This is a genomic window from Rhodanobacter sp. FW106-HT46G03 (genome assembly GCF_058789895.1).
In genome coordinates this window covers 3167878-3191121 of record NZ_JBYTCC010000001.1, presented here as the reverse complement: position 1 = coordinate 3191121, position 23244 = coordinate 3167878, and the positions used below count along the sequence as shown (strand labels likewise).

The window sequence follows — 23244 nt, the reverse complement described above, 5'->3', positions numbered from 1 at the left end:
CTCGACATGCAGTGGAACAAGTGGTGGTGCGTGCTGTTCGCCGGCGCGCTGGCGCTGCCGGCGTGGGCGGCGGGCGATGACGTGCTGGCGCACGGGGTGAAGGATGGCGCTGCGCCGGCGTGGGCGGTGGCGGTGGCCAGCCCGGGCGGCTGGACGCGCGATTGCTGCCTGTATGCGCGCGCGATCGGCGTCAACGCCGTGCTTTACCAGGGCGAATGGACCGGCAACCCGGAGCGCGTGATGGTGCTCAATGTCTGGCCGCGCAAGCTCGCCACGCTGGATGCCGAGCTGGCCGCCGACCGCAAGCGCTATTTGCAGCGCGATCCGGCGGGCAAGGCCACGCTGATCACCGTGCACAACGCGCACATGCCGTGCCAAGGCGTGGTGTATGCCGGCAGCGATCATGTCGACGACGTGGTGGTGTTCTGTGACCCCGGCGCAGCCAGCGGCGTGCGCCTGAGCTGGTCCATGAGTTTTGCCGATGGCGACACGATCAAGCGTGCGTTGCTGGACGACTTCATGCGCGTGGCGCAAGGTGCGCGCTACCAACACTACGTGGCGCCCAAGGCGGCCGCGCGCTGACCCATGAGCCTGCGTCGCAAGCTGTTGCTGGTGGCCTTGTGCACGCTGGCGCTGCCGGTGGCGGGCTGGCTGTACGTGCGGCAGATGGAAGCGCTGCTGCGCGAGGGGCAGGCGCAGGCGTTGCTGGCCTCGACGCGCGCGGTGGCGCGCAGCCTGGTGGTGACCCGCGCGGTGCCGGTGCAGGGCGCGGCGGTCTGGTACGTCGAGCCGACCTCCGGCCCGATCACGGTCGACGGGTATGGCGACGACTGGGCGCCGCTCACGCCGTGGGCACAGACGTTCGGCGCCCGCGGCAAACTGTTGCTCGCACACGATGCCAACGCGCTGTATCTGTACGCGGAGGTGCGCGACGCCAACCGCACGCGCGCGCACGCGCTCGACGGCAGCGATGCGCTGGCTGCCGATCACCTGAACCTGGTGCTGGTCAATGGGGCCGGCACCCAGCACTACCTGCTGGAAAGCGATGCGCCGGGCGCGATCACCGCCACCGCATTGGCTACCCCGGTGGCCGGCCTGCCGGCCACGCTCGCCGCGCAATGGCAGGAGGATGGCAGCGGCTTCCGCGTCGAGTTGCGCCTGCCGCGGGAGCTGGATCTGCGCGCGCTGGGCATCGGTGCCTATGTCGCTGAAAGCGGGGGCGACCGCATGGCGGCCGAGGTGCGGCCGCTGGCGGCGTACTCGTCGCGACTGGCGAGCGAGCTCGCCGGCCTCGCGCCCGACGGCGTACAGGCGCGCGTGCTGGCCCCGGAGGGCTGGCTGCTTGCCCGCAGCGGCAAGCTCGACGGCGCACCCGGAGCCCACGGCCAACCCGGCTGGTTCGCTTCGCTGGTGTATCGCTCGCTGTTGTCGACGCAGTTGGAGGATGCCGCACAGTGGGCGCAGGACGTGCCGCGGCTCACCACCCCCGAAGTGGACCAGGCGCTGGCCGGCCACCCGGTTGCGGTGTGGCGCAGTGGCGAGGCGCGTGGCAGCGTGGTGCTGTCGGCGGCGGTGCCGATCCGCAGCGGCAACCAGTTTGCTGGCGTGCTGGTGCTCGAACAATCCAGTCGCGCGGTACCGCTGCTGGCCAACCGCGCCTTGTTCGGGCTGCTGTTGACCAGCTTCGGCGTGCTGCTGGTGGCCGGCGTGATCCTGCTGTTGTTCGCCACCCGCCTCAGCCTGCGCCTGGGCCGCCTGCGCAATGCCGCTGAGCGCGCGCAGCTGGCCGATGGCCGGCTGGCGGGCGGGCGCTTTCCGATGACCGATGCGCCGGACGAGATCGGCGACCTCGCGCGCAGTTTCGAGCGTCTGATCGAGGCCGTCGGCGGCTATACCGATTACCTGCGCACCCTGGCCTCCAAGCTGTCGCATGAGCTCAATACGCCGCTCGCGATCGTCAAATCCTCGCTCGACAATCTCGAACACGCCGAGTTGAACGCCGAAGCACAGCCCTACCTCGAACGTGCGCGCGACGGCGTGACGCGCCTGGGCGCACTGGTGCGCGCGATGAGCGAATCGAGCCGGATGGAACGCGCGATCGCCGCCGCGGAGCCGGAAGATGTCGACCTGCGCGATGTGGTGCACGGTTGCGGCGAGGCGTACCGCGCGCTGGCCGGCGGGCGCCGCTTCGACTGTGTGCTGCCGGAGGCACCGCTGCACCTGCACTGCGCGCCCGAACTGGTGGCCCAGGCACTGGACAAACTGTTCGACAACGCGCTGTCGTTCACGCCCGCCGCGGGCTGGCTGCGGCTCAGCCTGCGCGCAGTGGAGGGTGGCGCGGAAATCGAGCTGGCCAACCAGGGCCCGCTGCTGCCGGCGGCGATGGCCGGGCGCCTGTTCGACTCGCTGGTCAGCCTGCGCGACAAGGCCACGCCGGGCGATGCGCCACACCTCGGGTTCGGCCTGTACGTGGTGCGCCTGGTGGCCGAACGCCACGGTGGCGCCGCCAGCGCGGCAAACCTCGCCGATGGCAGCGGCGTCGCCTTTCGTCTGCTGCTGCACAACCTGCCACGCCAGCGCCTGTAGCTTTGCAGATGGCCGCGGGTCGGGTTTCAGCCCGGCAGGTGCGCAGGGCGTTGCGCCCCGAGGGCACTGGCAACAGGCAGGCGATGCCCACGTTTACGGCCATCGGGGCGGAGATCGGGCTCGCCACGGCACGCCGGTTCTGGACGTCCATCCGGAAACCGGCAGCGCCCTGCTATCGTGTGCGACCTGCCCCGTCTGGATCGTTCCCGGTGATCTCCCACAGCGAATTCGATGCCCTTGCCGCCCAGGGCCACACCCGCATCCCGTTGGTGCGCGAGGTGTTTTCCGATCTCGATACGCCGCTGTCGGTGTATCTCAAGCTGGCCGATGGCCCATACACGTTCCTGTTTGAGTCGGTGGCGAGCGGCGAAACCTGGGGCCGCTACTCGATCATCGGCCTGCCGGCGCGGCGGGTGTACCGCCTGCGCGCGCACGAGCTGGAGGTGGAGGAGTGCGGCGAGGTGGTGGAGCGCCGCCATCTCGACGACCCGCTGGGCGAAATCGAAAAGCTGCGCCGGCAGTACGACGTGCCGCGCCTGCCCGAGTTGCCCGCGTTCAGCGGCGGCCTGGTCGGCTACTTCGGCTTCGAGACCATCGGCTATATCGAGCCGCGGCTGGCGCAGTGGGATCGCGAGGACGAGCTGGGCACGCCCGACGTGCTCCTGATGCTGGCCGAAGAAGTCGCCGTGTTCGACAACCTCAAGGGCCGGCTGTATCTGATCGTACATGCCGATCCCGCCGAGCCGCAGGCGTACGCCAGAGCGCAGCGGCGGCTGGATGCGCTGGTGTATCGCCTGCGCCAGAGCGGCGCCGCCTACCCGCAGCTCGTGCATTCCGAGGTGCTCGACGAGAGCGATTTCAAATCCTCGTACACCAAGCCGGAGTTCGAGGCGATGGTGGAGAAATGCAAGGAATACATCCGCGCCGGCGACGTGTTCCAGGTGGTGCCCTCACAGCGCCTGTCGGTGCGTTTCGGCGCGCGCCCGGTCGATGTGTACCGCGCGCTGCGCGCGCTGAACCCGTCGCCGTACATGTACTTCGTGGATCTCGGCGCCACCCAGATCGTCGGCTCCTCGCCGGAGATTCTCGCCCGCCTGAAGGACGGCAAGGTATTGGTGCGGCCGATCGCCGGCACCCGCAAGCGCGGCGCCAGCGCCGCCGAGGACAAGGCGCTCGAAGCCGAGCTCATCGCCGACCCCAAGGAGCGCGCCGAGCATCTGATGCTGATCGACCTCGGTCGCAACGACGTTGGCCGCATCAGCCAGACCGGCACCGTCGAGGTCACCGACTCGTTTGTGGTCGAGCGCTACTCGCATGTCATGCATCTGGTCTCGCAGGTGCAGGGCGAGGTGCGCGAGGGGCTCTCCTACATGGATGTGCTCAAGGCCACGTTCCCCGCCGGCACGCTCAGCGGCGCGCCGAAAATCCGCGCGCTGGAAATCATCCAGGAGCTGGAGCCGTTCAAGCGCAACATCTACGGCGGCGCGATCGGCTGGATCGGCTGGTGGGGCGACGCCGACACCGCCATCGCCATCCGCACCGCCGTCATCCAGGACGGTCGCCTGCACGTGCAGGCTGGCGCCGGCATCGTCCACGACTCCGATCCCGCGAGCGAGTGGGAAGAAACGATGAACAAGGGCCGCGCGCTATTCCGCGCGGTGGCGCAGGCGGCGAAGGGGCTATAGGCCCTGTCTGCTCAGTTGGTGGCGCTGGCAACGAAACCATCGTGCATGCCGGCGAGAAAACCGATGACGAGTTGATCGACGGAGCCGGCAAGCAACAGGACGATGGCCGCGGCCACCATCAGCTTGCGCTGATTACGCCGGTAGCCAGTGCCGGGCGACGCGGCGCCGACGACGAGAAGCAGCCCCTGCAGGCAAGCCATCGCGTTCATCCATGAAGTGATGGCGAGATGCCAAAGGTTCGCATCCGTTCCTGGGGGAAATGCCGCTGCATTTGGCCGGCTATACTGCAAAGCTTGCGGTGCGCGACGCGCGCCATGCCGATGTGATTGCCATGCTGCTGATGATCGACAACTAGCATCGGTATCCAGGCATATCCATGACAGTCCGCGAACGCGCACAAACATCCTTTAAAACAAGGGTTTTTATGCCGTAGGTATCCGCGCTGGTCCGTTGTAAGCCAGAGAAATTGCGGGTACCGTTGCGGGTATCAAAGCCCGATACCCGCACCATGTCGCTGACTGACGCCAAGATCCGCAACACCAAACCTGGTCCAAGACCCATCAAGCTGGCAGATGGTGGTGGCCTCTATCTGGAAGTGCGTCCGACCGGGGCGAAGCTCTGGCGTTTTCGCTATCGCATCGCTGGCAAGGAGAACGTTTTCGCCATCGGGGATTACCCGAGCATCGCTCTTGCCGAGGTGCGGGCCGAGCACGGAAAGGCGCGGGCACTCGTCAAGCAGGGTATTCATCCTTCCCATAGCCGACAGGCCGAACGGCTATCGAACCATGCGGCGAACGCGAACACGTTCGAAGCTGTTGCGAAGGAATGGATTGCCAAGAAGTCGCCCGGGTGGACGCCGTACTACTTGCGTCAGGTGGAGCGGTTCCTGGAGTCGGATGTATTTCCCCATGTGGGCAGGTTGCCGATTCGCAGTGTAACGGCGGCACACTTGCTTGAAATCATCCGTCGCATTGAAGGTCGGGGCGCTGAGTCCGTTGCCTTGTTGGTTCGCCAGTGGTCTTCGGCCATCTTCAGGTATGCCGTTGCCACACTGCGCGCCGATGGCGATCCCGCGGCCGCATTGAAAGGGGCCATTCATCGCCCGAAGGTTGTACATCACAAGCCGCTTTCACGCAGTCAGATCGTCGACTTCACCAAGGCGTTGGGAAAGTACTGCGGGTATCGCACAACCGTAATCGCACTACGACTGATGCTGCTTACCTTTGTTCGTACTGTCGAGCTTCGCAAGGCCGAGTGGTCGGAATTCGACCTGGATGACGCCGAGTGGCGGGTACCCGCGGAGCGTATGAAGATGCGCGAACCGCACATCGTCCCATTGTCGCAGCAGGCGGTAGGTCTGTTGCGTGAGTTGCAGACTTATACGGGAGGGCGTGATGCCCTGTTCCCGAACTATCGCAGGCCAAACGAATGCATGACTGCCACGACCTTGAATCGTGCACTGGAGCGCATGGGATTCAATGGCAAGGACAGTATTGGTTTTTCGGCTCACGGCTTCCGCGCCACGGCGTCGACCATCCTCAACGAGATGGGCTATCGCTCAGACGTGATCGAACGTCAGCTGGCGCACGCCGAACGCGACAAGGTCCGTGCGAGCTACAACCATGCCGAGTACATGGAAGAACGCAAGGCGATGATGCAGGAATGGGCGAACTTTATCGACGGCTTGTTGAAGAAGGACAACCAGAGCAATGGATCGCGCAAATCGGTGCCAGAAACCTCTTGAGTGGGCTTGACCTGAGTCGGTTGTGGCATTGTTGCTAGACAGTCATTGGGTCTGGCACGCGCTTAGGCTAGTTTGGTTTGCGTTGCGCGCCAGGCTGAATACAAGGGGAGAAGGCGATGGATGCGGGAGCATTGAAGGATCAGCACCGACGCGTGCGGGAAAGCCAGCCGGAGCCGTTGCGTGTCCGCATCCATCGTGCGATCAGTTGGCTCACGCGTGCCGAACAGGAAAGGGACGATCCCGATGCCCGTTACATCTTCCTGTGGATCGCCTTCAACGCCGCTTACGCCAGCGAATTCGGTTTCGAGCAGGCCGAGCGCGCGCGAGTCAAGCAGTTCATCGAAAAGCTGATTGGGCTGGACCGCGAGAACAAGCTCCACCACGCACTGTTTAGCCAGTTCAGCGGCCCCATCCGCACGCTGGTCGAAAACAAGCATGTCTTCGAGCCGTTCTGGCGTGCGCTGCGCGAGCATGATGGTAGTGGAGCCTGGGAGGCTTCATTTGTCTCCAGCAAGAAGGTCGCCATGAAGGCCTTGATGGGCAAGGACACGGGCACGCTGCTCTCCATCGTGCTGGATCGCCTCTACGTGCTCCGGAACCAGTTGGTCCACGGCGGCGCCACGTGGGGTGGCAAGACCAACCGGGCACAGGTGAAGGATGGTGCCTCGATCCTAGGAACGCTTGTACCCATCATGCTCGAGGTGATGATGCAGGCCGAGGGCGACGAGTTTGAGGCTATTGCCTACCCCGTGGTCTAGCGGCGGGCTTGGTTGGGTCGCCTCAGCGGCGTTACGCCGAACGAGCGAACGGCTCGGTGCGATACGACGCTATGTGTCGCTTCGATGGGGATAATGGCTTGGAGCAGAGGGGCTGTCTCCATGACCATCAAGACAAGAAAAAGGCGCTCGATCTCCGATCATTCTGTGGTGGATGCCGAGGCTCCGGCTGTCGTCCGCCTGTGGATGCTTAGGTGCCTCGTGCCGTTGCATGGCTTCCGCGGACTTGTCCAGAAGGAGTACTTGGAGAACGATGATGTGGCCAGGGTCGTTGGCCTGGAAAACTGGGTGGATAGGCAGGGCGAGGAATTCAACCAGGGCAAGGTGATCGCCGAGTTGCGCGGTCGTCATCGTGAGATCGAGAGGGTGGCAGGGAAATGTCACTGGCCCGAGACGCTGGGTCGAAACATCCGGCGCATGGCCGATCTGATCGGTTTGAACGCGATCGAGCAGGCCGTGCTTGCCTTCGCCGTCATGATCCACAGTGACAAGCATTTGGTCGCGGCAGCAGGTTACCTCGGCGATCAATCCATGCAGCAGCTGTATGCCAGTCTTTCCAGCATCCTTTGCCTTCCGGAGGCCCATGTCCGGAATGCGTTTTCCAGCCGAAGCGTGCTATCACGGTCTGGCTTGGTGAAGCTGGACAGAGATAGCTGCTTCGACCTGAAAAACCGGCTGGATGTCATCTCCGGCAACTTTGTGGAGATCATGCTGGGCGAGGAAGCGGATCCGATTGAACTGCTTCGCGGCAAGGTAGAGGTGGCTTCCCAGGCGGCGTTGACGTTGGCCGATTACCCGCATCTGGACACCCCGCTCGACATCCTTGTGCCCTATCTCAAGCAGGTTTTGCTGGAAAGCCGTGCCGGCGTGAACATCTTCCTGCATGGCCCACCGGGCACGGGCAAGAGCCAACTGGCACGGGTGCTTGCTGCCGAGGTGGGCTGCGAGCTGTTCGAGGTGGCCGGTGCCGATGAGGATGGCGATCCGCTGGATGCGGAGAAACGGCTCCGCGCCGTGCGCGCAGGCCAATGCTTCTTCGCCAGCCGTGAGGCGATGATCGTCTTCGATGAAGCCGAAGACGTGTTCAGCGACGGCGGCCTGATGCGCGATAGCACGGCCAGGTCGCACAAGGCGTGGATGAACCGCCTGCTTGAGGGGAATGCTGTCCCGACACTGTGGTTGTCCAACCGGGTCGATGACATAGACGCTGCCTTCATCCGCCGCTTCGACATGGTGGTGGAAGTTCCCGTTCCGCCCAGGGCGCAACGCGAACGCATCGTCCGCGCGCTCTGCGCGGACGCGGTCGAAGACAGCGTCGTTCAGCGACTGGCGCAGGAGGAAAAGCTTGCGCCGGCCGTAGTGGCGCAAGCCAATGGCGTCATGCGCTGCCTGGGATCCAGCCTGCCGCGGGAGCGTGCAGGGAATGTGTTGCTGCATCTCGTGGACAGCACGCTGGCGGCTCAGGGACACGCTCGCGTAGGAGGCAAGGACGCGCAACAGTTGCCTGACTTTTACGACCCGGCTTTCATCAATGCGGATGTGGATTTGGCAGCCATTGCCGAGCGGCTCAAGGATTCGCGCTCAGCACGCCTGTGCCTGTACGGGCCACCTGGCACGGGCAAGACGGCCTACGGTCGCTGGCTGGCCGACCAGTTGGACATGCCCTTGCTGGTGAAGCGCGCCTCGGACCTGATGTCGCCGTATGTAGGCGAGAACGAGCAGAACATCGCCGCGGCTTTTCGTGCGGCCTCACGCGATGGCGCATTGCTCCTCATCGACGAGGTGGACAGCTTTCTGCGCGACCGCGAAGGCGCCAGCCGCAGCTGGGAAGCCACCCTCGTCAACGAGATGCTGACGCAAATGGAGACCTTTCAGGGAGTGTTCGTGGCGTCCACCAACCTGATGGGCGGACTGGATCAGGCGGCTTTGCGCCGCTTCGATCTGAAAGTGAAGTTCGATTACCTGCAAGTGCAGCAGACGTTAGGCCTGTTGAGGCGCTGCTGCGCACAGGTTGGACTGGCCATGCCCACGGAACTGGAGCGCCTTGCGGTCAAGCACTTGAGCTATATCACGCCCGGCGACTTCGCTGCCGTGATGCGGCAGCAGCGGTTTCGGCCTGCGGGTAGCTTTGGTGGGCTCGTTGAAGCGCTGCGGGCTGAGACGGCGCTCAAAGCGGTGTCCAAGTCCGGGATTGGGTTTGTGCACTGAGTCGCAGGGGCCAGCAGACTCTAAACCGTCCCGCTAATCAAAGCGGGGCGTCGTGATATCGGCATCGTTGGTCGGGTTCAATTGCCATCGTTGAAGAGGCGACGCCGCGCGGATATCCTCCCAGACAAAGCAGCGGGACATGCTGATCGCTGGAATCCTTGGATCCCAAGACTATCCATAACTGGTCAACAACGCGAGGCATGACGAGAAAAATGGACAAAGCAGAATTCTTGAACATTAAAAAGTTGATCAACTTGGTTAACGAAAATCGTCTTGACTTGCCCAACGTGCAGAGGGGATTTGTCTGGAAGCCCAGTCAAATAGAAATTCTCTGGGATTCGCTTCTCCGAAAATATCCTTCAGGAGCCATTATCACAAGATCCAATGGTGATAATGCCTTTCAATTACTTGATGGTCAGCAGCGAATCACCTCGATTGCCCTTGGCTTTGCCAATATTGAAGGCGCAATCAAGGACGCCGACGTTCTTCGATCGTCAACCAAGAACGTCAGGATATTTATCGACATGAGAAAACCTGACCCTGATACAGAGGGTAAAGCATATGCTTTTCGGGTGATCACCCGATCCCATCCGTGGGGGTATCAACGCACCGATAACACAAAGCCAATAGAAACCGCCAATAAATTGAAAGCATTGAAGCTTTGGAAAAAAAGCGATCCATTTGCCGATGATGTGTTGGAGTCAGCTTATCCTTGGGATGCTGTCGGTCCATTGCCGCTAAACATCTTCACGCAGGCGGCTCTTAAAGGCTATGGACTTGGCCAGTTGAGGCGGGATCTGCTGCACTGGGTTGAAAGCGTTTCAACGCTAACAAGCGAGGCTAACATTGGAACTTGGCTTGAAAACCATAAATCATCTATAAGTAACAAGGCGGTACGACGACACGAGATATACACCATTGAGGAAATATACAAAAAAATAAATGAAATGGTTGACGAATACAGTATTCCCATGCAGCCACTTCCTGAAGGCATGCTTGATGATGACGGCCCTGTATCGAATTCAGACTATGATAGTATCAAATCAAATACCGATGGCAACAGCGACAAAGAAGAAAGTGATGAAATAGAGGAGGTCTTTGTTCGCTTGAATTCAGCGGGCACACCGCTCGGTGGCGAGGAATTAAACTACTCCATCATTAAGGCAAAAGTCGGCCAAGATTTTCAGAAAAGGATTGAGGCGGCTTGCGAAGGCATTATGAAGCCTGCCAGATTTATCACGATCGCATTTCGCTTGTATCAGAAGAGTATCAACGAGGACTCGATCAATCTTCGAATCAAGCCAAAGCAGTTTCAACGGGAAATGCGAAACCACAAGAATTTCGTTGATTTCATTGACAAGAAAATACTGATCAGCGGATTGCTTGTGAACGTGAGATCTATACTAAAATTCGGTGAAGCAATGAATGGCTACAAAGAATCCATTGCTGACTATCGCCTACCCTACCCATTGCTTATCAAGGTGGCTGCTGCTTCCCAAGGCGAAATAATGTTCATGCTAATGTACCGCCTGTTGTTTGGTGGCAACAAAAAGCCAGACGTATTCAATTACGGAAGCGATGAACATCGAAAAATGATCGGCATCATCCTGATTTTCATGTGGCATGGAAAGGATGTAAGGAGTCGTCATAACAAGCTTCTAGAGCAGGTATGGAAGAGCGTCAAGACGTTTCAGATCGAGGAAATGTGGAGCAACAAGTTGATTTCCGTGGCGATGGGCAAGGAAGACGATCACGACTCCTTGCCGAAATTTGAGTTAAAGCCGATGCCCAAGAAGCCACGCTTCTTTGGCGTTATAAGTAAGGTTCAAAAAAACTCAAACATCTGGGGTGAAAAATTCCAGAATATGGGGTACATCGAATTCTTCGAGAATGTGATGTGCAACAGAGACCTACTATTGTGGATACAAAGGAGGTTCTTGTCGGATCCACGCTTCTTCAGGGATGACCTGTTCCGTTTGGACGACACGGATGTCCCCTTCGATTGGGATCACATTTCCCCTGAAAATCTCGTAAAGAACAAGCGAAATATTCCGTCGCCGCTAAAAGATATTTATAATCAGCCTTGCAATTTCAGGGCGTGGCCATTTCAATTGAACCGCTCTGACAAAGATGATCTGCCGGCCATGAAGCTTTCTGTCAATGACACAAACAGGAAGTTCTTGAACTCCGCCCTTCCAGATCGTATCGAGAAAAGTATAAAATCGTACTTGCTTGAAAATTCATTTTGCGAGCAGAAGTGGGGAAAATTCAATGAAGATTGGATCGACCAATCAAAAAAAATTGGCGACGGCCATTGGAAGTATGTCTACGAACTAATCTACGGCCGCTGGGTAAAAATGTCCATTGAGTTGTTTAAGGAACTTCGAATCAAAGAACTTGCCTAGGTCCATGTGGGGCGTAGTGTAGAATGCCTGAGGCCAGAACGGACGATTATGTAGTGGTGGCTGATGTTACCGGGTAGATCTGAAGAGAAGAAAGATGGCGCGTGAAATCCTAAGATAAACTCCGGACATTTTAACGGCACCACCCCCAAACACACTCATGATTCCAAAGAGAAGTTGAGGGAGACTACGTCTTCGTGGCCACACGTAATGTCGGCTTGTTTGCGTGCTGGTGAATTTGGTTGAGGCGACACGGCCTGTCGCCAAGAGACGACATCATGGTCTCCATCAACCGATGGAGGTCAGTATGGAAAACGCAACGCACGAAGGCCGCTCGCTAAAGCTGGTTGGCGTTAACGCCGATGAGAATGACATGGCCGCGCGAAGGTACTGCTCGGAGTTGGCAGCGAGCTTTCGTAGGTTCTCAAGCGGCACCGAAAAAGCTCTCCGGCCGGGCATGTTGGCGCAGTGGAAGCCAGGTATGAAGAACCGCAGGACACCTGACTATTACATGCCGATGATCGTAGTGGATGTGCTGGAGCAGCCGGTCATCGATGGGAAGTTCGATTCGGGCTCGATCTATTATCGCGAGCGTCTGGACATCCTCCTCGGATTCCTGGACGAGGACGACGAGTTCTGCATACTCCACTACGATTCGCGGCGCTTTGAACCTCATGTCGGGATCGGTGCGGAGTTGGGGCTGCCTGCGCACACCGACGAAGTTGGTCACGTGAACCAATCGGTCGTGATCAGCGCGCCAGCATCCTGATCAGCGTTGGTCCACGGGCAGGAACCAGCCAAGATAGGGACGGTCGACTACCTTAGATTCATGCCGCAAAGCTGCCGTTCAATATGGCTGTTCACTCATACTTAGGCGCGGCAGGCCCTGCGTTATCATGATCCATGGCCCTTAAAACCATATCTATTGCCGACGACGTCGAGTTCAACGCTCTCGTCCAGGCCCTTGCCCGCGATGTGGTCGATGCTCACATCTACTGGGGCCAGCACAACGCGCTTCAGGCTCAGCTGGAGAAATGGCCCGAGGTGCAAGCCGAGGTGTGGCCCTTCTGGTATTACACGCAGCAAGCGCACCAACGAACTGCCCTAGCCTGCTTGGCCCGCGTGTTTGACCAGGAGCAGAGTTCGCTTCACTTGCGCTCCTGGCTCGTAAGCATCCGCGACCACACCCATCTCTTTGGCAAGGACGCGGCGAAGCTATGCCGTCCCGACGACCCCTTCATGCAGTGGCTTCCCGAGGGTGCCGTGCCGGACCCTGTCCAGCTCGAGAAGGACATCGACCTTTGCTCGAGACAGGACTCGGATGTCGCAGCACTTATCGTGTATCGCAGCAGCGTGCTGGCGCACCGAGGCGCCAAGCTCTCCAAGCAAGGTGCCGCCGCGAAACTGCCGGAGCTGCTCTACGAACAAATCGAGCGGCTACTGGCCCGCGCCCGCGACATACTCAACCGCTACAACTACATGTTCGATGCTTCCTTCTTTAGCATGACGCCGCTGGGTCATGACGCGGTGGAGCGCGTTTTCGAGAGCATGCAGCGCGATCTCGACCAGCACAAGGCAAAGGTCGCCGCGCAAGCTGCCGCAGTAGAAGCCCAACGGCTGGACTTCGAACACCAAATGCAACGCATCAATGACACTGCTCCCGGCCGTGATGCGGAAGCCCGAGAAGAGCGCCAAGCGCTGGCAGAGCGTTTCGGCTACACCATCGATGATCTAGGCGATATCACCGGGGTTGTGTTGTGGCGACAGGGTCAACCCGCCGGTGCATAGCTATGGGGTACGAAGTTCGTGGGCAAGCTCATACCAAAAAGACTCATTAGTAAGTAGCCGCCTTTCGTGGAGAGTTAAGATCAAACAAGAAAGACGCCCGCAAGGGCCGAGATCGGAATTCGATAGCTTTGCCATTTCGGTCGTATTGTTGGGCTCCATTGCATGCGCTAGCATCCGCGCCTCCGCGAGCGGCTCACGGTCTGCGCCGCGCCGGCAAGCTCGCCTTCCTGGTTTCCCCCGATCCGGGGTGAACCGCCGAAGTAGTGGCTCAAATCCGATATCCGTGCACATTCCGCGGGCGAGCCGTTCGCCGGCAGCAGCGGACTCAGGACCTCCTCACCCCAGTCGGGAACACCATCCTCACAGCTCAACCGGCAGATCGCGCATGGTCCAGTCTTCGAACGAGCCGTCATACAGCACCGCATCAATCCCCACAGCACGCGCGGCGAACAGCACCGCCGTCGCCTGCTGGCCGATGTGGCAATAGGCGATTACCCGATCGCCCGGCTTGACACCAGCCTTGCGAAACAGGGCCAACAGTTCGGCCGGTGTCTTGAGGGTCAGATCGTCGTTGGTGATGCTGGTGAACGGCAGATTGCGCGCATCGGGAATGTGGCCACGACGAGGGTGGCCATCTGCGCCGCTCTCTTCCAGGCCGTCGTAGTACATCGGGGCGCGCGCATCGATCAACACGTAACCGGGTTGCCGGGCGTGCGCACGCACGAACGCGGCATCGACGATGGTTGGCCGAAGCTGGAAGGGTGCCAGCGTTCCCGGGTGTATGGCCGCGCTGACCTGGTTGGTCAGGATGCGGCCCTCGCGGCGCCACTTCGGCAGGCCGCCGTCGAGTAGATCGGCGTGTGCCCCCAGTCCAGCCGATTGCAGCGTGAACCATATGCGCGTCGACGGAGAAACCTGATTGCTTCCGAAGTACACCACGACGCGGGAGTTGTCGGAGATGCCGAGGTTCTGAAGTTTCTGGCGCAATGCCGCTGCGGTCGGCATCTCCAGCGAAAGCTTGCCCGACGTGGCGGCAACGTCAGCAAGCCGGACGAAACGCGCACCAGGTATGTGCGCAGACTTGTACTGCGACTCTGAGCCGACCTGCAGCAGCACGAGGTTCGGGTCGTGCAGGTGAGTTTCCAGCCACGCAGTGGATACCCATGGCTCGGCTTGCGCGGTGGCCTGTGCAACGGTTTGCGCGTGTGCAAGGAGCGGCAGGGTCGCGGATCCGACGAGAATCACAAACGCAACGACCGCGAGCGCCAGAATCTTGATCTGCATGGTGTCTCCCAATGTCGTGTGTGCGACAGATATAGTCCACGCACAGGCGCAACGTGATGAGCATGCGACGGAACCGGTCGACGATGCGATGAATCGGTCCAGGCGCGGATGGTTCGTGTGCGCGATGGCGCTTGCTTTGCTAACTTGTCACCCATGGATTTTCCCGACGACGACCTGCATGCCCGACTGCCGCGAAGCGTGCTGTCGGATCTCGGCAGCTGGACGCTCTACCAGAACTTCCGCACCTTCACCTGGCCCTGGTTGCTGCGCCGGGGAATCGTGTTGTGGCCGCTGGCGGCCCTCGCCGGTTGCACATATGCCACCTGGCATTCGTCGGCCATGGATGCATGGGGAGACTGGCCTGGATTGGCACTCAGAGCATGTATCGCATCGCTGATCGCGGTCTCGGCCGGCCCCTTGCTCGCCACTCTGATTCGGCATTGGCGTCTGCCGCTCGTCGCGGAGCGCGCGCTGGTGCTGCTGGCGATCTTGTTCGGGTTCTGGATCGGGGTCATCGTCCTGGACTGGGTGGGCGCCTATCACGCCCATCTCATGCAGGCCTATTCCGGGCGTCCCATGGGACCCAACCTGCTCGGCCAAGCCGTTTCAAATTTTCTCGCCGCCACCATCAACGCGTCCGTTTTTGTACTGATCCTCGCGGGTGGAGGTTTCGCGGCCATCTACTATCTCGGCGAACAGCGACGCGTTTCCCGGTACGCAGCTGATCGCCAGATCGAAAGCCTGCGCGCAGAACGGAACGCAGCCGACATGCGCCTAGCTGTCCTCCAGGCCCAGATCGAACCGCATTTCCTCTTCAATACGCTGGCATCGGTACGGTCCCTGATCGCCAGCGAACCCGCACGCGCGGCGAAAACCATCGATGCGCTTGCGACGTATCTGCGCGTCGCGGTGCCGCGATTCCGCACCACAGGCATTGAGGAAGCCACGCTCGGTCGCCAGATCGATCTCTGCCTGGGCTATCTTGAGATCATGCATGTCCGTACGGCCGGCCGCATCAAAATTCACGTCGATGCGAGCGACGAGGTCCGGGCTCTGCCGTTCCCTCCATTGATTCTGCTCACGCTGGTGGAGAACGCGATGACCCATGGTATCGAACCGAAACCCGGCCCCGGCATGATCGCGATCATCGCCGGCACCGCGGATGGATTCCTCAGCGTACGCGTCGAGGACGATGGCCAGGGATTGCAGCCCGGCACCACGCCCGGCCTGGGCCTCGCGAATGTTCGCGCCCAGCTTCGCGATCGTTTCGGAACACGCGCGCGCTTCGACATCGCATCAGGTGCCGAAGGCGGGGTGAGCGCACGAATCCAGATTCCGCTTACGCTCCCATGACTGCACCCATCACAGCCATCATCGCCGAAGACGAGGAACCACAGCGCACGGAGTTGCGCGGCATGCTGGCAACCCTGTGGCCGGAACTGATCGTCGTCGCGGAGTGCGAGAATGGCATCAGCGCGCTCGATGCGTGGACATCGAAGAAACCGGACGTGGCCTTCCTCGACATCCGCATGCCGGGACTTGGTGGCCTCGAGGTGGCGCGGCAGGCTGAAAGTCCAGCCCAGGTCGTCTTCATCACCGCTCATGACGAATTCGCGGTGAAGGCCTTCGACGCTGGCGCCATCGACTACCTGCTGAAACCGATCCGTACCGATCGTCTCACCGAAACGGTGGCACGTCTGCGCAGCCGCCAGTCCGCAACGCGAGTGGATCTGACGGCATTGATCGACAGCCTCGCCGGCCGGTTGCCGCGAGCGGAGACGATCACCTGGATTACCGCCAGCATCGGCGATACCGTCCGGATGATACCCATCGAAGACGTCGTTCTTTTCCAGTCCGAGGAAAAGTACACCCGCGTAGCCACCGTCACCGCCACCGATGCCGCATTCATCCGCACGCCGCTGAAGGATCTGATGCTCAAGCTCGATCCGGAAGTCTTCTGGAGGATTCACCGCAACGCCATCGTTCGCGTGTCGACGATTCGGCAGGTCAAGCCGGATGGGAATGGTCGCTTGCTGGTCTGGCTCCATGGCATTAGCGCGCCGCTCCGCGTAAGCGACGCATTCCGACATCGTTTCCGCGCCATGTGATGTGGCATGAAGGACTGAGATCGGTCGCTGACCGGCCAATAGCTGCCGGTCGGGTGCTGCAGCCACTCGCCGTAAAGCTGCCGTTCGCGACTGGCCAAAAAGAGATACATCCAAGTGAAAAAGGCTTGGCCACGAACATGCAGGGACACCGCTAAAATCTGGGCTCAACTATTTCGTACAGCCCGAATCATCCGACGATTTGTGCGTTGAAAGAATTGCCGGCTAAGCCATCGCCTGCGGCAAAGTTCGGGACCACTGGCAGATCGACGTGCTGGTCGGCTGGGCCATCGGGACTGCCACCGGCATCTGGGCGTCTCATGAACACTCGCCGCTGAGCCTGAGCTGGCTACCCGGCTGCTTCGGGGTCGGTTTCGTGCATCTCTTCAAACCGTGAGCATCGAAGAACTTCGGCGGCCGCTTATGTCGCGACGGCACTTGCCAAGCACGCAATCCATGCAACCGCATCAGGAACCCGTGGCTGCAGGCGCCGGCTGCACCGCGCTGCTCGCGTGCGCTGGCTGAGCCGTCGAACTGGCGGGCGCCGGTGCACCGCCGTCATTGAGACCGTGCGCTTTTTCGTACGCATGCTGCTGTTCGAGCAACTGGTCGATGTCCTCGCTGTTCTGCGCGGCGGGGCTGGTACCTTGTAGTTCCTCCATTGCCGACAGCGGTGGGTTGCCGTAATAGATTTCGTACAAGCGGTGCTGACGGTAGGCGTCGCGCAGGAAGGCGTACGGGTCGTACGCCGAGGCGAGTAACTTGTCGAGGGGAAGCGCACTGGCGCGCAGGGTTATGAGATAGACGGCCGATGGCAGATATTGCGCGTGCCATGCAAATGAATAGTCGCGGGCGTACCAGCCCAGAGGATCGAGATAGCCGTCCACCGGCAATTCCCAGACGTCGCGTGCGGTGGTTGGGCCGACGAACGGCAACACCAAATATGGTCCCTCGGGCACGCCCCAGTGAGCCAGGGTCACCCCGAAATCGGTGGGGTTCGGCTGCAACCGCATGGCGCTGGCTGGGTCGAAAAAGCCGAGTAACCCGACTGTGGTGTTGACCACGAATCGACCAGTGGTTTCCAGCGCTGGCCCGGGGCGCGATTGCAGCACATCATTGATGATCGTGACGGGCGAGCGCAGGTTGGAGAAGAAATTGCTGATCAGCGCTCGTTCCTTGGGGCCCGTGATCTTGACGTATGCCTTGGCAGCCGGTCGAATCGCCACCTTGTCCGCGACCTGATTGAAGGCGAACATCTTCCGGTTGAACTTCTGCAGCGGGTCGTCGGTGCGCGGAGGCGCTACCGCGCAGGCAACCAGGAAAGACGCCAACGCGGGAACAATCGCGCTCCGCATAATGTGGCAATGGCGGATGCCTCGCATGGGCATTGAATTGGGCCGACGGGGTTGGGGCAAGGCGCACGATTTTGAACCTGCGGACACGAAATTCTGCCGCACCCCGCAAGTTGAGCACCCGTTCGTCAACATGATGCGATTTCCAACTGCGCGCCAACGGGCAACGCGGGTTGCAAGCCCGCGGTGGTCAGTGACCTTGGGGATACTTTCACCGCTGAGTGAAGGGGTGGAGAACCGACATAGTTGGGCATTGATCAGACTTTCCTTTGGGGATGCTCGTCGCTTGCAGTTCTGATATCAGGCCGGTCGTTGACCGATTCAGACTTCAGTTGGAGTGAACCCGACACCGCCTCTGGCTGCTTTACGTGGGCCCGGAAAATCCAGTGTCGTGCCACTATGAACCCTGCAGCAGCGGTCAACGCGTCCAGGAGAGGTTTTATCAACCATGCAAAATGAAGCCCGCCGATCGCATCAAGGGCCCACACGGCCGACGTGTTTATTAGCGTGAGTGGAATCCAGGCCGTCACGAAGCGGGCGAATTGGGCAGGCTTGAGCCGGGACTTGAAGGTCACCGTGCCGTTTGCTGTGAAGCCAAGGATGGCGGCGCACACCCTCGCGATCACGTTGGCCGGAGCTACCGGCATACCCCAAGCGGTAAGCAGGACAAAACAAATCCAATCAATGACAAGCTGGGCAATCCCGACGACAAGGTAGAAGGCCAGCTGTCTTCCTATCCCGTGCCTCATGAGCCGACTGATCAAGAAGCCTCGCATCGAAGGCAGCTTGGAGCGGCGACAGTCAGTCGGCACCGGAACGGTACACCTTGCGAATGACATAGGAAGGACGCGACTTCGATTCGATATAGGTTCGCCCGACGTACTCCCCGACTATGCCGAGGCCGAGCAACTGGATGCCCGACAGAAACGTTATGAGAGATACCATGGAGGCAAAACCGGGCAGGTCGATTCCGTAGACCAAGGTGCGCATGACGATGAATGCGCCATAGAGGATCGCCGCGATTGCGACGCTGCCGCCAACATAGGTCACCAGACGAAGCGGCGCCGTGGAGAACGAGGTGACACCCTCCATGGCTAGACTCATCAGGCGGAAGCCGTTGAATTTGGTCTGACCTGCTGCGCGCGCGGGGCGCACGTACTCGATTTCCTCGGTACGGAAGCCGGCCCAGGCAAACAGACCCTTCATGAATCGCCGGTTCTCGGGAAGGTTATTGATGGCGTCCACCACCGCGCGATCCATCAGCCGGAAGTCACCAACATTTTCCGGGATGTGCACATCCGAGATCATGTTGAATGTGCGGTAGAACAAATTCGCCCAGACCCGCTTTCCCCACGCATCGGAACTTCGGTTCGAGCGTTTTGCCACCACCACTTCGGCCCCGCACTCCCAACGCGCGATCATGCCGAGCAGCAATTCCGGCGGATCCTGCAGGTCGGCGTCAAGCGGTATCACGGCATCACCCGAAGCAGCACGCAACCCCGCGCTCAGCGCCGCCTCTTTTCCGAAGTGCCGCGACAAATCCACCACGACCATACGGAACGCCGTTGGACGATAGGTGGTGGCTTTCTTCAGGGTACGATCCTCGCTGCCGTCGTTGACAAACACCAGCTCCCATTCGTGGGGCGTACCAGCGAAAGTCTGCTCCAGCCGATGAAACGTGACGCCGAGGGTATCCTCCTCGTTGTACGCGGGCATGACCACGGAGATCAACGATGGCCTTGCAGAGATGCCAGTAGCCGTCAAAGTCTGGTCCCCCGGACGGTGAGACGTACCATTCGCACCGATGATCCGACGCTGACGTCGAGTTGAGGAAATGCAGATGCATGGAGCGTCGCTTTGGCGGTATCGCAGGCGTGTGCCCTGATTGAAAATGAAGGGCACGGTGAACTCACGCCACAGCGGATCAGAAGCCAAGGGCGGGAACCGCGAATGATGAGATGATCGATGGCGGGCATGCGGCACGCGTTGCGGGAGATTCGACCACACCAAGCGAGATTCGCGCCAACCGTTCAAGTCGTTGAATTGATGAATTTTACCCGCTTGTCAGGGGTCATTTGCTGCCTGCATTCCTTGCAGTCTGCAAACTTTGTCTGCAAAGAATGTCGGTTGCGGAGTTGCCCCAAATTTCACCAAGGGCCGGACAACTCTTGCCAGAAAAACCCACTTCACGCGTCGACGGCCCGTGTTCACGGCTGGCCTTCCGGCCTGCTTTCAGCCTCATTTCCATCGACACATTTGGGCGACTTGCCTGAGCCCGATAACCGAACCACCGCAGTGTCGCCGACAACGTAGAGTCGGTAGTGGGCTGTGATCACATCAGCCGGCATCAGGCAGGCGCGCGCCAGCAACGACGACACCAGTGACTGGGCGGGCACATCATCGTGTGCCTGCAGATTGGTTACGCCCGAGATATGGAAGGCTAGAAAGTCGGGGGTCTGAAAACTATTGTCAGAGGTGAGATACGACGGCACCAGGGCGCGTACCAGTGGTAGCTGTTCGATCACGTGTGCGGTGGCCGGCGAGTAACCTGCCGTGCCGTCCAGCAGATAGGCATGAACCCCGCGACTCACCTTCAAGTGGGCAAGATCGTCGGCCAGCCTGCTGGCTATATTGTCTTCATAGTTTTTCTGGGCAAGGGCGGCGTTGCCGTAGGCGCTGGCCAGTACGCACATCCCCAAGGCCAACATGCACGCTGCCGCGACCGCCCATTGGGGTGAGCCGCGCCATTGACGCAACGCCGCCTGCATCACGACCAACGATCCGGCCAGCACGGCACCCAGCCCCATCAGCACCCGTGGCCCGATTTCGGGCTGGCGCAACAGCAACATCGGGCCGAGCGCGGCGACCAGCGCAGCTAATGGCGTCAGCACGGCCGCGACGCAAAGCAGCACCGTAATCGGTGACTGCTGTTCGGTGCGGAAACTGAGCGCATAGCGTATGCCGATGACGGCGGGAAACAGCGCGAGTGTGGCCAGCAGCGGACCGAAATACATCCACCAGTGCCCGCTGAAACTGCTCCCGATGTAGTCGTAGAAATCGACGAAATGGGTCAATAGCAGCGGCGACTCACGCCAACCGTGAATTCTCTCCGAGGAGTGCTTCACCCAACCACTGATGTGGATGCCAACGAGCAGGTAGTAAATCAGCATGGCCACGCCAACCTGCAGGAAACGCCAGATGATTTTCTTCGCCAGCAGGGATGGATGCACCCTTTGCAACTGCATCATCACCCATCCGACCAGCATGAATACGAGGTAGACGTTGAGCGCTGGCTGATAGAAGCAAAGGCTCCCGAAAAGAGCCAACACTCCGAGCCACCACCCACGCCGGTCATCGCTCAGCTGCAGTATCGGAAGGACAGCAAGAAGCATGGCAAGGCTCATGCTCAGGGCATCGAACTTGAAGGAAAGGTTCTCCAGGTAGAACGGCTGTGCGCCCAGGGGAAACGCGACGAGCGCCGCCATCCACGACGAGCCGATCGAGTATCGGCGCGCCAGAAGAACTCCCACCCAAGCCAGTATCGCAACCGCGCCGATCTGGGGTAGTGGCGAAATATCGACCATCGCATGGTCATAGCTCTGCAGCATGCGCATGACCAGGGTGGTCAGCGGCCGCCCGTTGGAATCCCATCCGGCACGACCAACCAGCGCCCGCTTCAGGTCGTCGTTGTAGTAGCGATCCGCACGCAACAGGGGATAGAGGATCAGCGAATACATCAGCAGCAGGATGCCAAACACATCGCGCGAGCCGTGCCGCGCCTCTGCCTGACCGGAGTTCTCTCGAGACAATGGCAAGTCCACCCACAAACTCCTCGGATCAATGGCTGGCGGCTGCGTGCAGCGATGCCAGCCGCCTGCGTGGATCGTTACGCTGCCATCGGGATTATCCTGCGACAACCCGGCTGGAATCCCATTCAGAGGCCGTAGCGCTTGACCTTGTACCAGAGCGCTCGTTCACTGACTTCAAGCAGACGGGCAGCACCGGCCTTGTTGTTGTCGCTGCGCTTCAATGCGGCCTCGATGAGTTGGCGCTCCAGTGACTCGACAAGGGTCTTCATCGATAGCGAGGTGCCGGCATCGGACAACGGTTCCGGCGTGGATGCCGGCTTGATTTTGTCGGCCACCGGTGCAATCTCGGAGGGCAGGTGTTCGGGCAGGATCTCCTCGCCGCGACACAGGACGACGGCGCGTTCCATCAGGTTTTCCAGTTCGCGCACGTTGCCTGGCCAGGCATAGTGTTCGAGCTTTTTCATTGCCGACGCCGCCAGCCGCGGTGTGCGCCGCCCCAGCTCAAGCGCATATTGGTGAAGGAAATGCTCGGCAAGTGCCGGAACATCGCCCATCCGATCGCGTAACAGGGGGACGGCAACCCGTACCACGTTGAGGCGGAAGTAAAGATCACGGCGCAATTGACCCGAGTCGATGGCGGCCTGCGGGTCACGGTTGGTCGCTGCTATCACACGCAGGTCGACGGCGATGGATGCATTCGCACCGAGCCGCTCGATGATGCCGTCCTGCAGCACACGCAGCAGCTTGGCCTGCAGCGCCAACGGCATTTCGGTGATTTCGTCGAGGAAGATCGTGCCACCGCTGGCTAACTCGCATTTGCCGATGCGTTCGCTGAGCGCCCCTGTGAAGGCGCCTTTGGCATGACCAAACAGTTCGCTCTCCAGCAATTCGGCGGGAATCGCGGCGCAGTTGATCGGAACGAACAGGCCCTTCCGGCCAGATGCGCGATGGAGCGCGCGCGCGACCAGCTCCTTGCCCGTGCCGGTTTCACCGACGACGAAGACACTGCTGCGCGAGGGTGCAATTTGCTGGATCAACTCGTACAGAACCTGCATGGGCTGGCTGATGCCGATGAATTCATCCCAGCCACGGGATAACTCGTCCTTGAGGAACTGGTTCTCACGCTGCACGGTTTGCATCGCCAGCACCCTGCCTACCGCCAGCTCGAGGGTTTCCATCTCGAACGGTCGAATGATGTAGTCAACCGCCCCGAGCTTCATGGCCGTCACGGCGGTCTCGATCGTGCCATAGGCAGTGAGTACGATCACAGGCACTTCGACCTTGCGATCGCGTAGCGCGTTGAGCAACCCGATGCCATCCATGCGCGGCATGCGCAAGTCGGTCAGAACCAGGTCGAAGACGCCGCGCTCAATCGCAGCGAGTGCCTCCTCACCATCGGCGGCCTGCTCCACGTGATGGCCCATGTTCTTCAGCGCCAGCTCGAGGATACGCCGCATCTTGGGTTCGTTGTCGACCACGAGGATCCGCTTCACGCTCATCTGTAC

18 protein-coding genes are annotated in these 23244 nt (G+C 60.5%); 11 read left to right on the top strand and 7 right to left on the bottom strand.

Translation table 11 applies throughout. The features are described from left to right. Positions 1–6 precede the first annotated feature (6 nt). From AC3WP6_RS14330 to trpE, 3 genes are all read left to right on the top strand, one after another. Positions 7–582: a hypothetical protein gene (locus AC3WP6_RS14330; protein WP_492628287.1), complete on the top strand. Its 576-nt coding sequence runs from the start codon at positions 7–9 to the stop codon at positions 580–582. Positions 583–585: 3 nt separating this feature from the next. Continuing rightward, complete coding sequence (locus tag AC3WP6_RS14325) at positions 586–2586, top strand: histidine kinase dimerization/phospho-acceptor domain-containing protein (protein ID WP_492628286.1); 2001 nt, start codon at positions 586–588, stop codon at positions 2584–2586. A 209-nt stretch (positions 2587–2795) separates the two neighbouring features. Next, on the top strand, positions 2796–4271 hold the full coding sequence (trpE, locus tag AC3WP6_RS14320) for an anthranilate synthase component I (RefSeq protein ID WP_492628285.1): 1476 nt from the start codon (positions 2796–2798) through the stop codon (positions 4269–4271). A gap of 11 nt (positions 4272–4282) precedes the next feature. On the opposite strand, the gene AC3WP6_RS14315 is transcribed toward trpE, so the two are convergent. After that, positions 4283–4471, bottom strand: coding sequence for a hypothetical protein (locus tag AC3WP6_RS14315; RefSeq protein WP_492628284.1), 189 nt, complete (start codon positions 4469–4471; stop codon positions 4283–4285). Between the two features lie 308 nt (positions 4472–4779). Between AC3WP6_RS14315 and AC3WP6_RS14310 the strand changes: the two genes are divergently transcribed. From AC3WP6_RS14310 to AC3WP6_RS14285, 6 genes are all read left to right on the top strand, one after another. Next, positions 4780–6015 carry a tyrosine-type recombinase/integrase gene (locus tag AC3WP6_RS14310; protein WP_492628283.1) on the top strand — a complete coding sequence of 412 codons (1236 nt, stop codon included), beginning with the start codon at positions 4780–4782 and terminating at the stop codon, positions 6013–6015. Positions 6016–6131: 116 nt separating this feature from the next. Next, complete coding sequence (locus AC3WP6_RS14305; protein WP_492628282.1) at positions 6132–6773, top strand: hypothetical protein; 642 nt, start codon at positions 6132–6134, stop codon at positions 6771–6773. 120 nt (positions 6774–6893) lie between these two features. Beyond that, positions 6894–8999 carry an AAA family ATPase gene (locus AC3WP6_RS14300; protein WP_492628281.1) on the top strand — a complete coding sequence of 702 codons (2106 nt, stop codon included), beginning with the start codon at positions 6894–6896 and terminating at the stop codon, positions 8997–8999. Between the two features lie 212 nt (positions 9000–9211). Continuing rightward, positions 9212–11404, top strand: coding sequence for a DUF262 domain-containing protein (locus tag AC3WP6_RS14295; protein ID WP_492628280.1), 2193 nt, complete (start codon positions 9212–9214; stop codon positions 11402–11404). 304 nt (positions 11405–11708) lie between these two features. Then, complete coding sequence (locus tag AC3WP6_RS14290; RefSeq protein WP_492628279.1) at positions 11709–12170, top strand: hypothetical protein; 462 nt, start codon at positions 11709–11711, stop codon at positions 12168–12170. A 134-nt stretch (positions 12171–12304) separates the two neighbouring features. Continuing rightward, positions 12305–13189 (top strand): AbiU2 domain-containing protein, encoded by an 885-nt coding sequence (locus AC3WP6_RS14285; RefSeq protein ID WP_492628278.1) that lies wholly within the window; start codon positions 12305–12307, stop codon positions 13187–13189. 360 nt (positions 13190–13549) lie between these two features. On the opposite strand, the gene AC3WP6_RS14280 is transcribed toward AC3WP6_RS14285, so the two are convergent. After that, a complete protein-coding gene (locus AC3WP6_RS14280; RefSeq protein ID WP_492628277.1) occupies positions 13550–14473 on the bottom strand; it encodes a sulfurtransferase in 924 nt (307 codons plus the stop codon). Positions 14474–14626: 153 nt separating this feature from the next. Between AC3WP6_RS14280 and AC3WP6_RS14275 the strand changes: the two genes are divergently transcribed. Then, entirely contained in the window at positions 14627–15826 is a 1200-nt protein-coding gene (locus tag AC3WP6_RS14275; protein ID WP_492628276.1) for a sensor histidine kinase, read from the top strand. Beyond that, positions 15823–16581, top strand: a complete 759-nt coding sequence (locus AC3WP6_RS14270) for a LytR/AlgR family response regulator transcription factor (protein ID WP_492628275.1) — start codon at positions 15823–15825, stop codon at positions 16579–16581. Before AC3WP6_RS14275 ends, AC3WP6_RS14270 begins: the two co-directional genes overlap by 4 nt. A 464-nt stretch (positions 16582–17045) precedes the next feature. Here AC3WP6_RS14270 and AC3WP6_RS14265 read toward each other — a convergent pair whose 3' ends face one another. The 5 genes from AC3WP6_RS14265 to AC3WP6_RS14245 all read right to left on the bottom strand — a co-directional run bounded on the left by AC3WP6_RS14265 (position 17046) and on the right by AC3WP6_RS14245 (position 23238). Beyond that, entirely contained in the window at positions 17046–17960 is a 915-nt protein-coding gene (locus AC3WP6_RS14265; RefSeq protein WP_492628274.1) for an MlaA family lipoprotein, read from the bottom strand. 227 nt (positions 17961–18187) lie between these two features. Then, the gene (locus AC3WP6_RS14260; protein WP_492628273.1) at positions 18188–18679 is read right to left on the bottom strand and encodes a GtrA family protein; all 492 of its coding nucleotides are present in this window, start codon (positions 18677–18679) and stop codon (positions 18188–18190) included. A 52-nt stretch (positions 18680–18731) separates the two neighbouring features. Next, the gene (locus AC3WP6_RS14255) at positions 18732–19646 is read right to left on the bottom strand and encodes a glycosyltransferase family 2 protein (protein ID WP_492628272.1); all 915 of its coding nucleotides are present in this window, start codon (positions 19644–19646) and stop codon (positions 18732–18734) included. A gap of 491 nt (positions 19647–20137) precedes the next feature. Beyond that, positions 20138–21751 carry a glucosyltransferase domain-containing protein gene (locus tag AC3WP6_RS14250; protein ID WP_492628271.1) on the bottom strand — a complete coding sequence of 538 codons (1614 nt, stop codon included), beginning with the start codon at positions 21749–21751 and terminating at the stop codon, positions 20138–20140. A 113-nt stretch (positions 21752–21864) separates the two neighbouring features. After that, positions 21865–23238, bottom strand: coding sequence for a sigma-54-dependent transcriptional regulator (locus AC3WP6_RS14245; RefSeq protein WP_492628270.1), 1374 nt, complete (start codon positions 23236–23238; stop codon positions 21865–21867). Between the last annotated feature and the right edge of the window lie 6 nt (positions 23239–23244).

Excerpts from the sequence above, each read along its gene's own strand:
- AC3WP6_RS14280 (WP_492628277.1), bottom strand. The coding sequence starts at position 14,473 with ATGCAGATCAAGATTCTGGCGCTCGCGGTCGTTGCGTTTGTGATTCTC.
- AC3WP6_RS14310 (WP_492628283.1), top strand. The coding sequence starts at position 4,780 with ATGTCGCTGACTGACGCCAAGATCCGCAACACCAAACCTGGTCCAAGA.
- AC3WP6_RS14255 (WP_492628272.1), bottom strand. The coding sequence starts at position 19,646 with ATGCCCGCGTACAACGAGGAGGATACCCTCGGCGTCACGTTTCATCGG.
- AC3WP6_RS14260 (WP_492628273.1), bottom strand. The coding sequence starts at position 18,679 with ATGAGGCACGGGATAGGAAGACAGCTGGCCTTCTACCTTGTCGTCGGG.
- AC3WP6_RS14330 (WP_492628287.1), top strand. The coding sequence starts at position 7 with ATGCAGTGGAACAAGTGGTGGTGCGTGCTGTTCGCCGGCGCGCTGGCG.
- AC3WP6_RS14270 (WP_492628275.1), top strand. The coding sequence starts at position 15,823 with ATGACTGCACCCATCACAGCCATCATCGCCGAAGACGAGGAACCACAG.
- AC3WP6_RS14290 (WP_492628279.1), top strand. The coding sequence starts at position 11,709 with ATGGAAAACGCAACGCACGAAGGCCGCTCGCTAAAGCTGGTTGGCGTT.
- AC3WP6_RS14295 (WP_492628280.1), top strand. The coding sequence starts at position 9,212 with ATGGACAAAGCAGAATTCTTGAACATTAAAAAGTTGATCAACTTGGTT.
- AC3WP6_RS14325 (WP_492628286.1), top strand. The coding sequence starts at position 586 with ATGAGCCTGCGTCGCAAGCTGTTGCTGGTGGCCTTGTGCACGCTGGCG.
- AC3WP6_RS14265 (WP_492628274.1), bottom strand. The coding sequence starts at position 17,960 with ATGCGAGGCATCCGCCATTGCCACATTATGCGGAGCGCGATTGTTCCC.
- AC3WP6_RS14245 (WP_492628270.1), bottom strand. The coding sequence starts at position 23,238 with ATGAGCGTGAAGCGGATCCTCGTGGTCGACAACGAACCCAAGATGCGG.
- AC3WP6_RS14275 (WP_492628276.1), top strand. The coding sequence starts at position 14,627 with ATGGATTTTCCCGACGACGACCTGCATGCCCGACTGCCGCGAAGCGTG.
- AC3WP6_RS14285 (WP_492628278.1), top strand. The coding sequence starts at position 12,305 with ATGGCCCTTAAAACCATATCTATTGCCGACGACGTCGAGTTCAACGCT.
- AC3WP6_RS14305 (WP_492628282.1), top strand. The coding sequence starts at position 6,132 with ATGGATGCGGGAGCATTGAAGGATCAGCACCGACGCGTGCGGGAAAGC.
- AC3WP6_RS14315 (WP_492628284.1), bottom strand. The coding sequence starts at position 4,471 with ATGGCTTGCCTGCAGGGGCTGCTTCTCGTCGTCGGCGCCGCGTCGCCC.
- AC3WP6_RS14300 (WP_492628281.1), top strand. The coding sequence starts at position 6,894 with ATGACCATCAAGACAAGAAAAAGGCGCTCGATCTCCGATCATTCTGTG.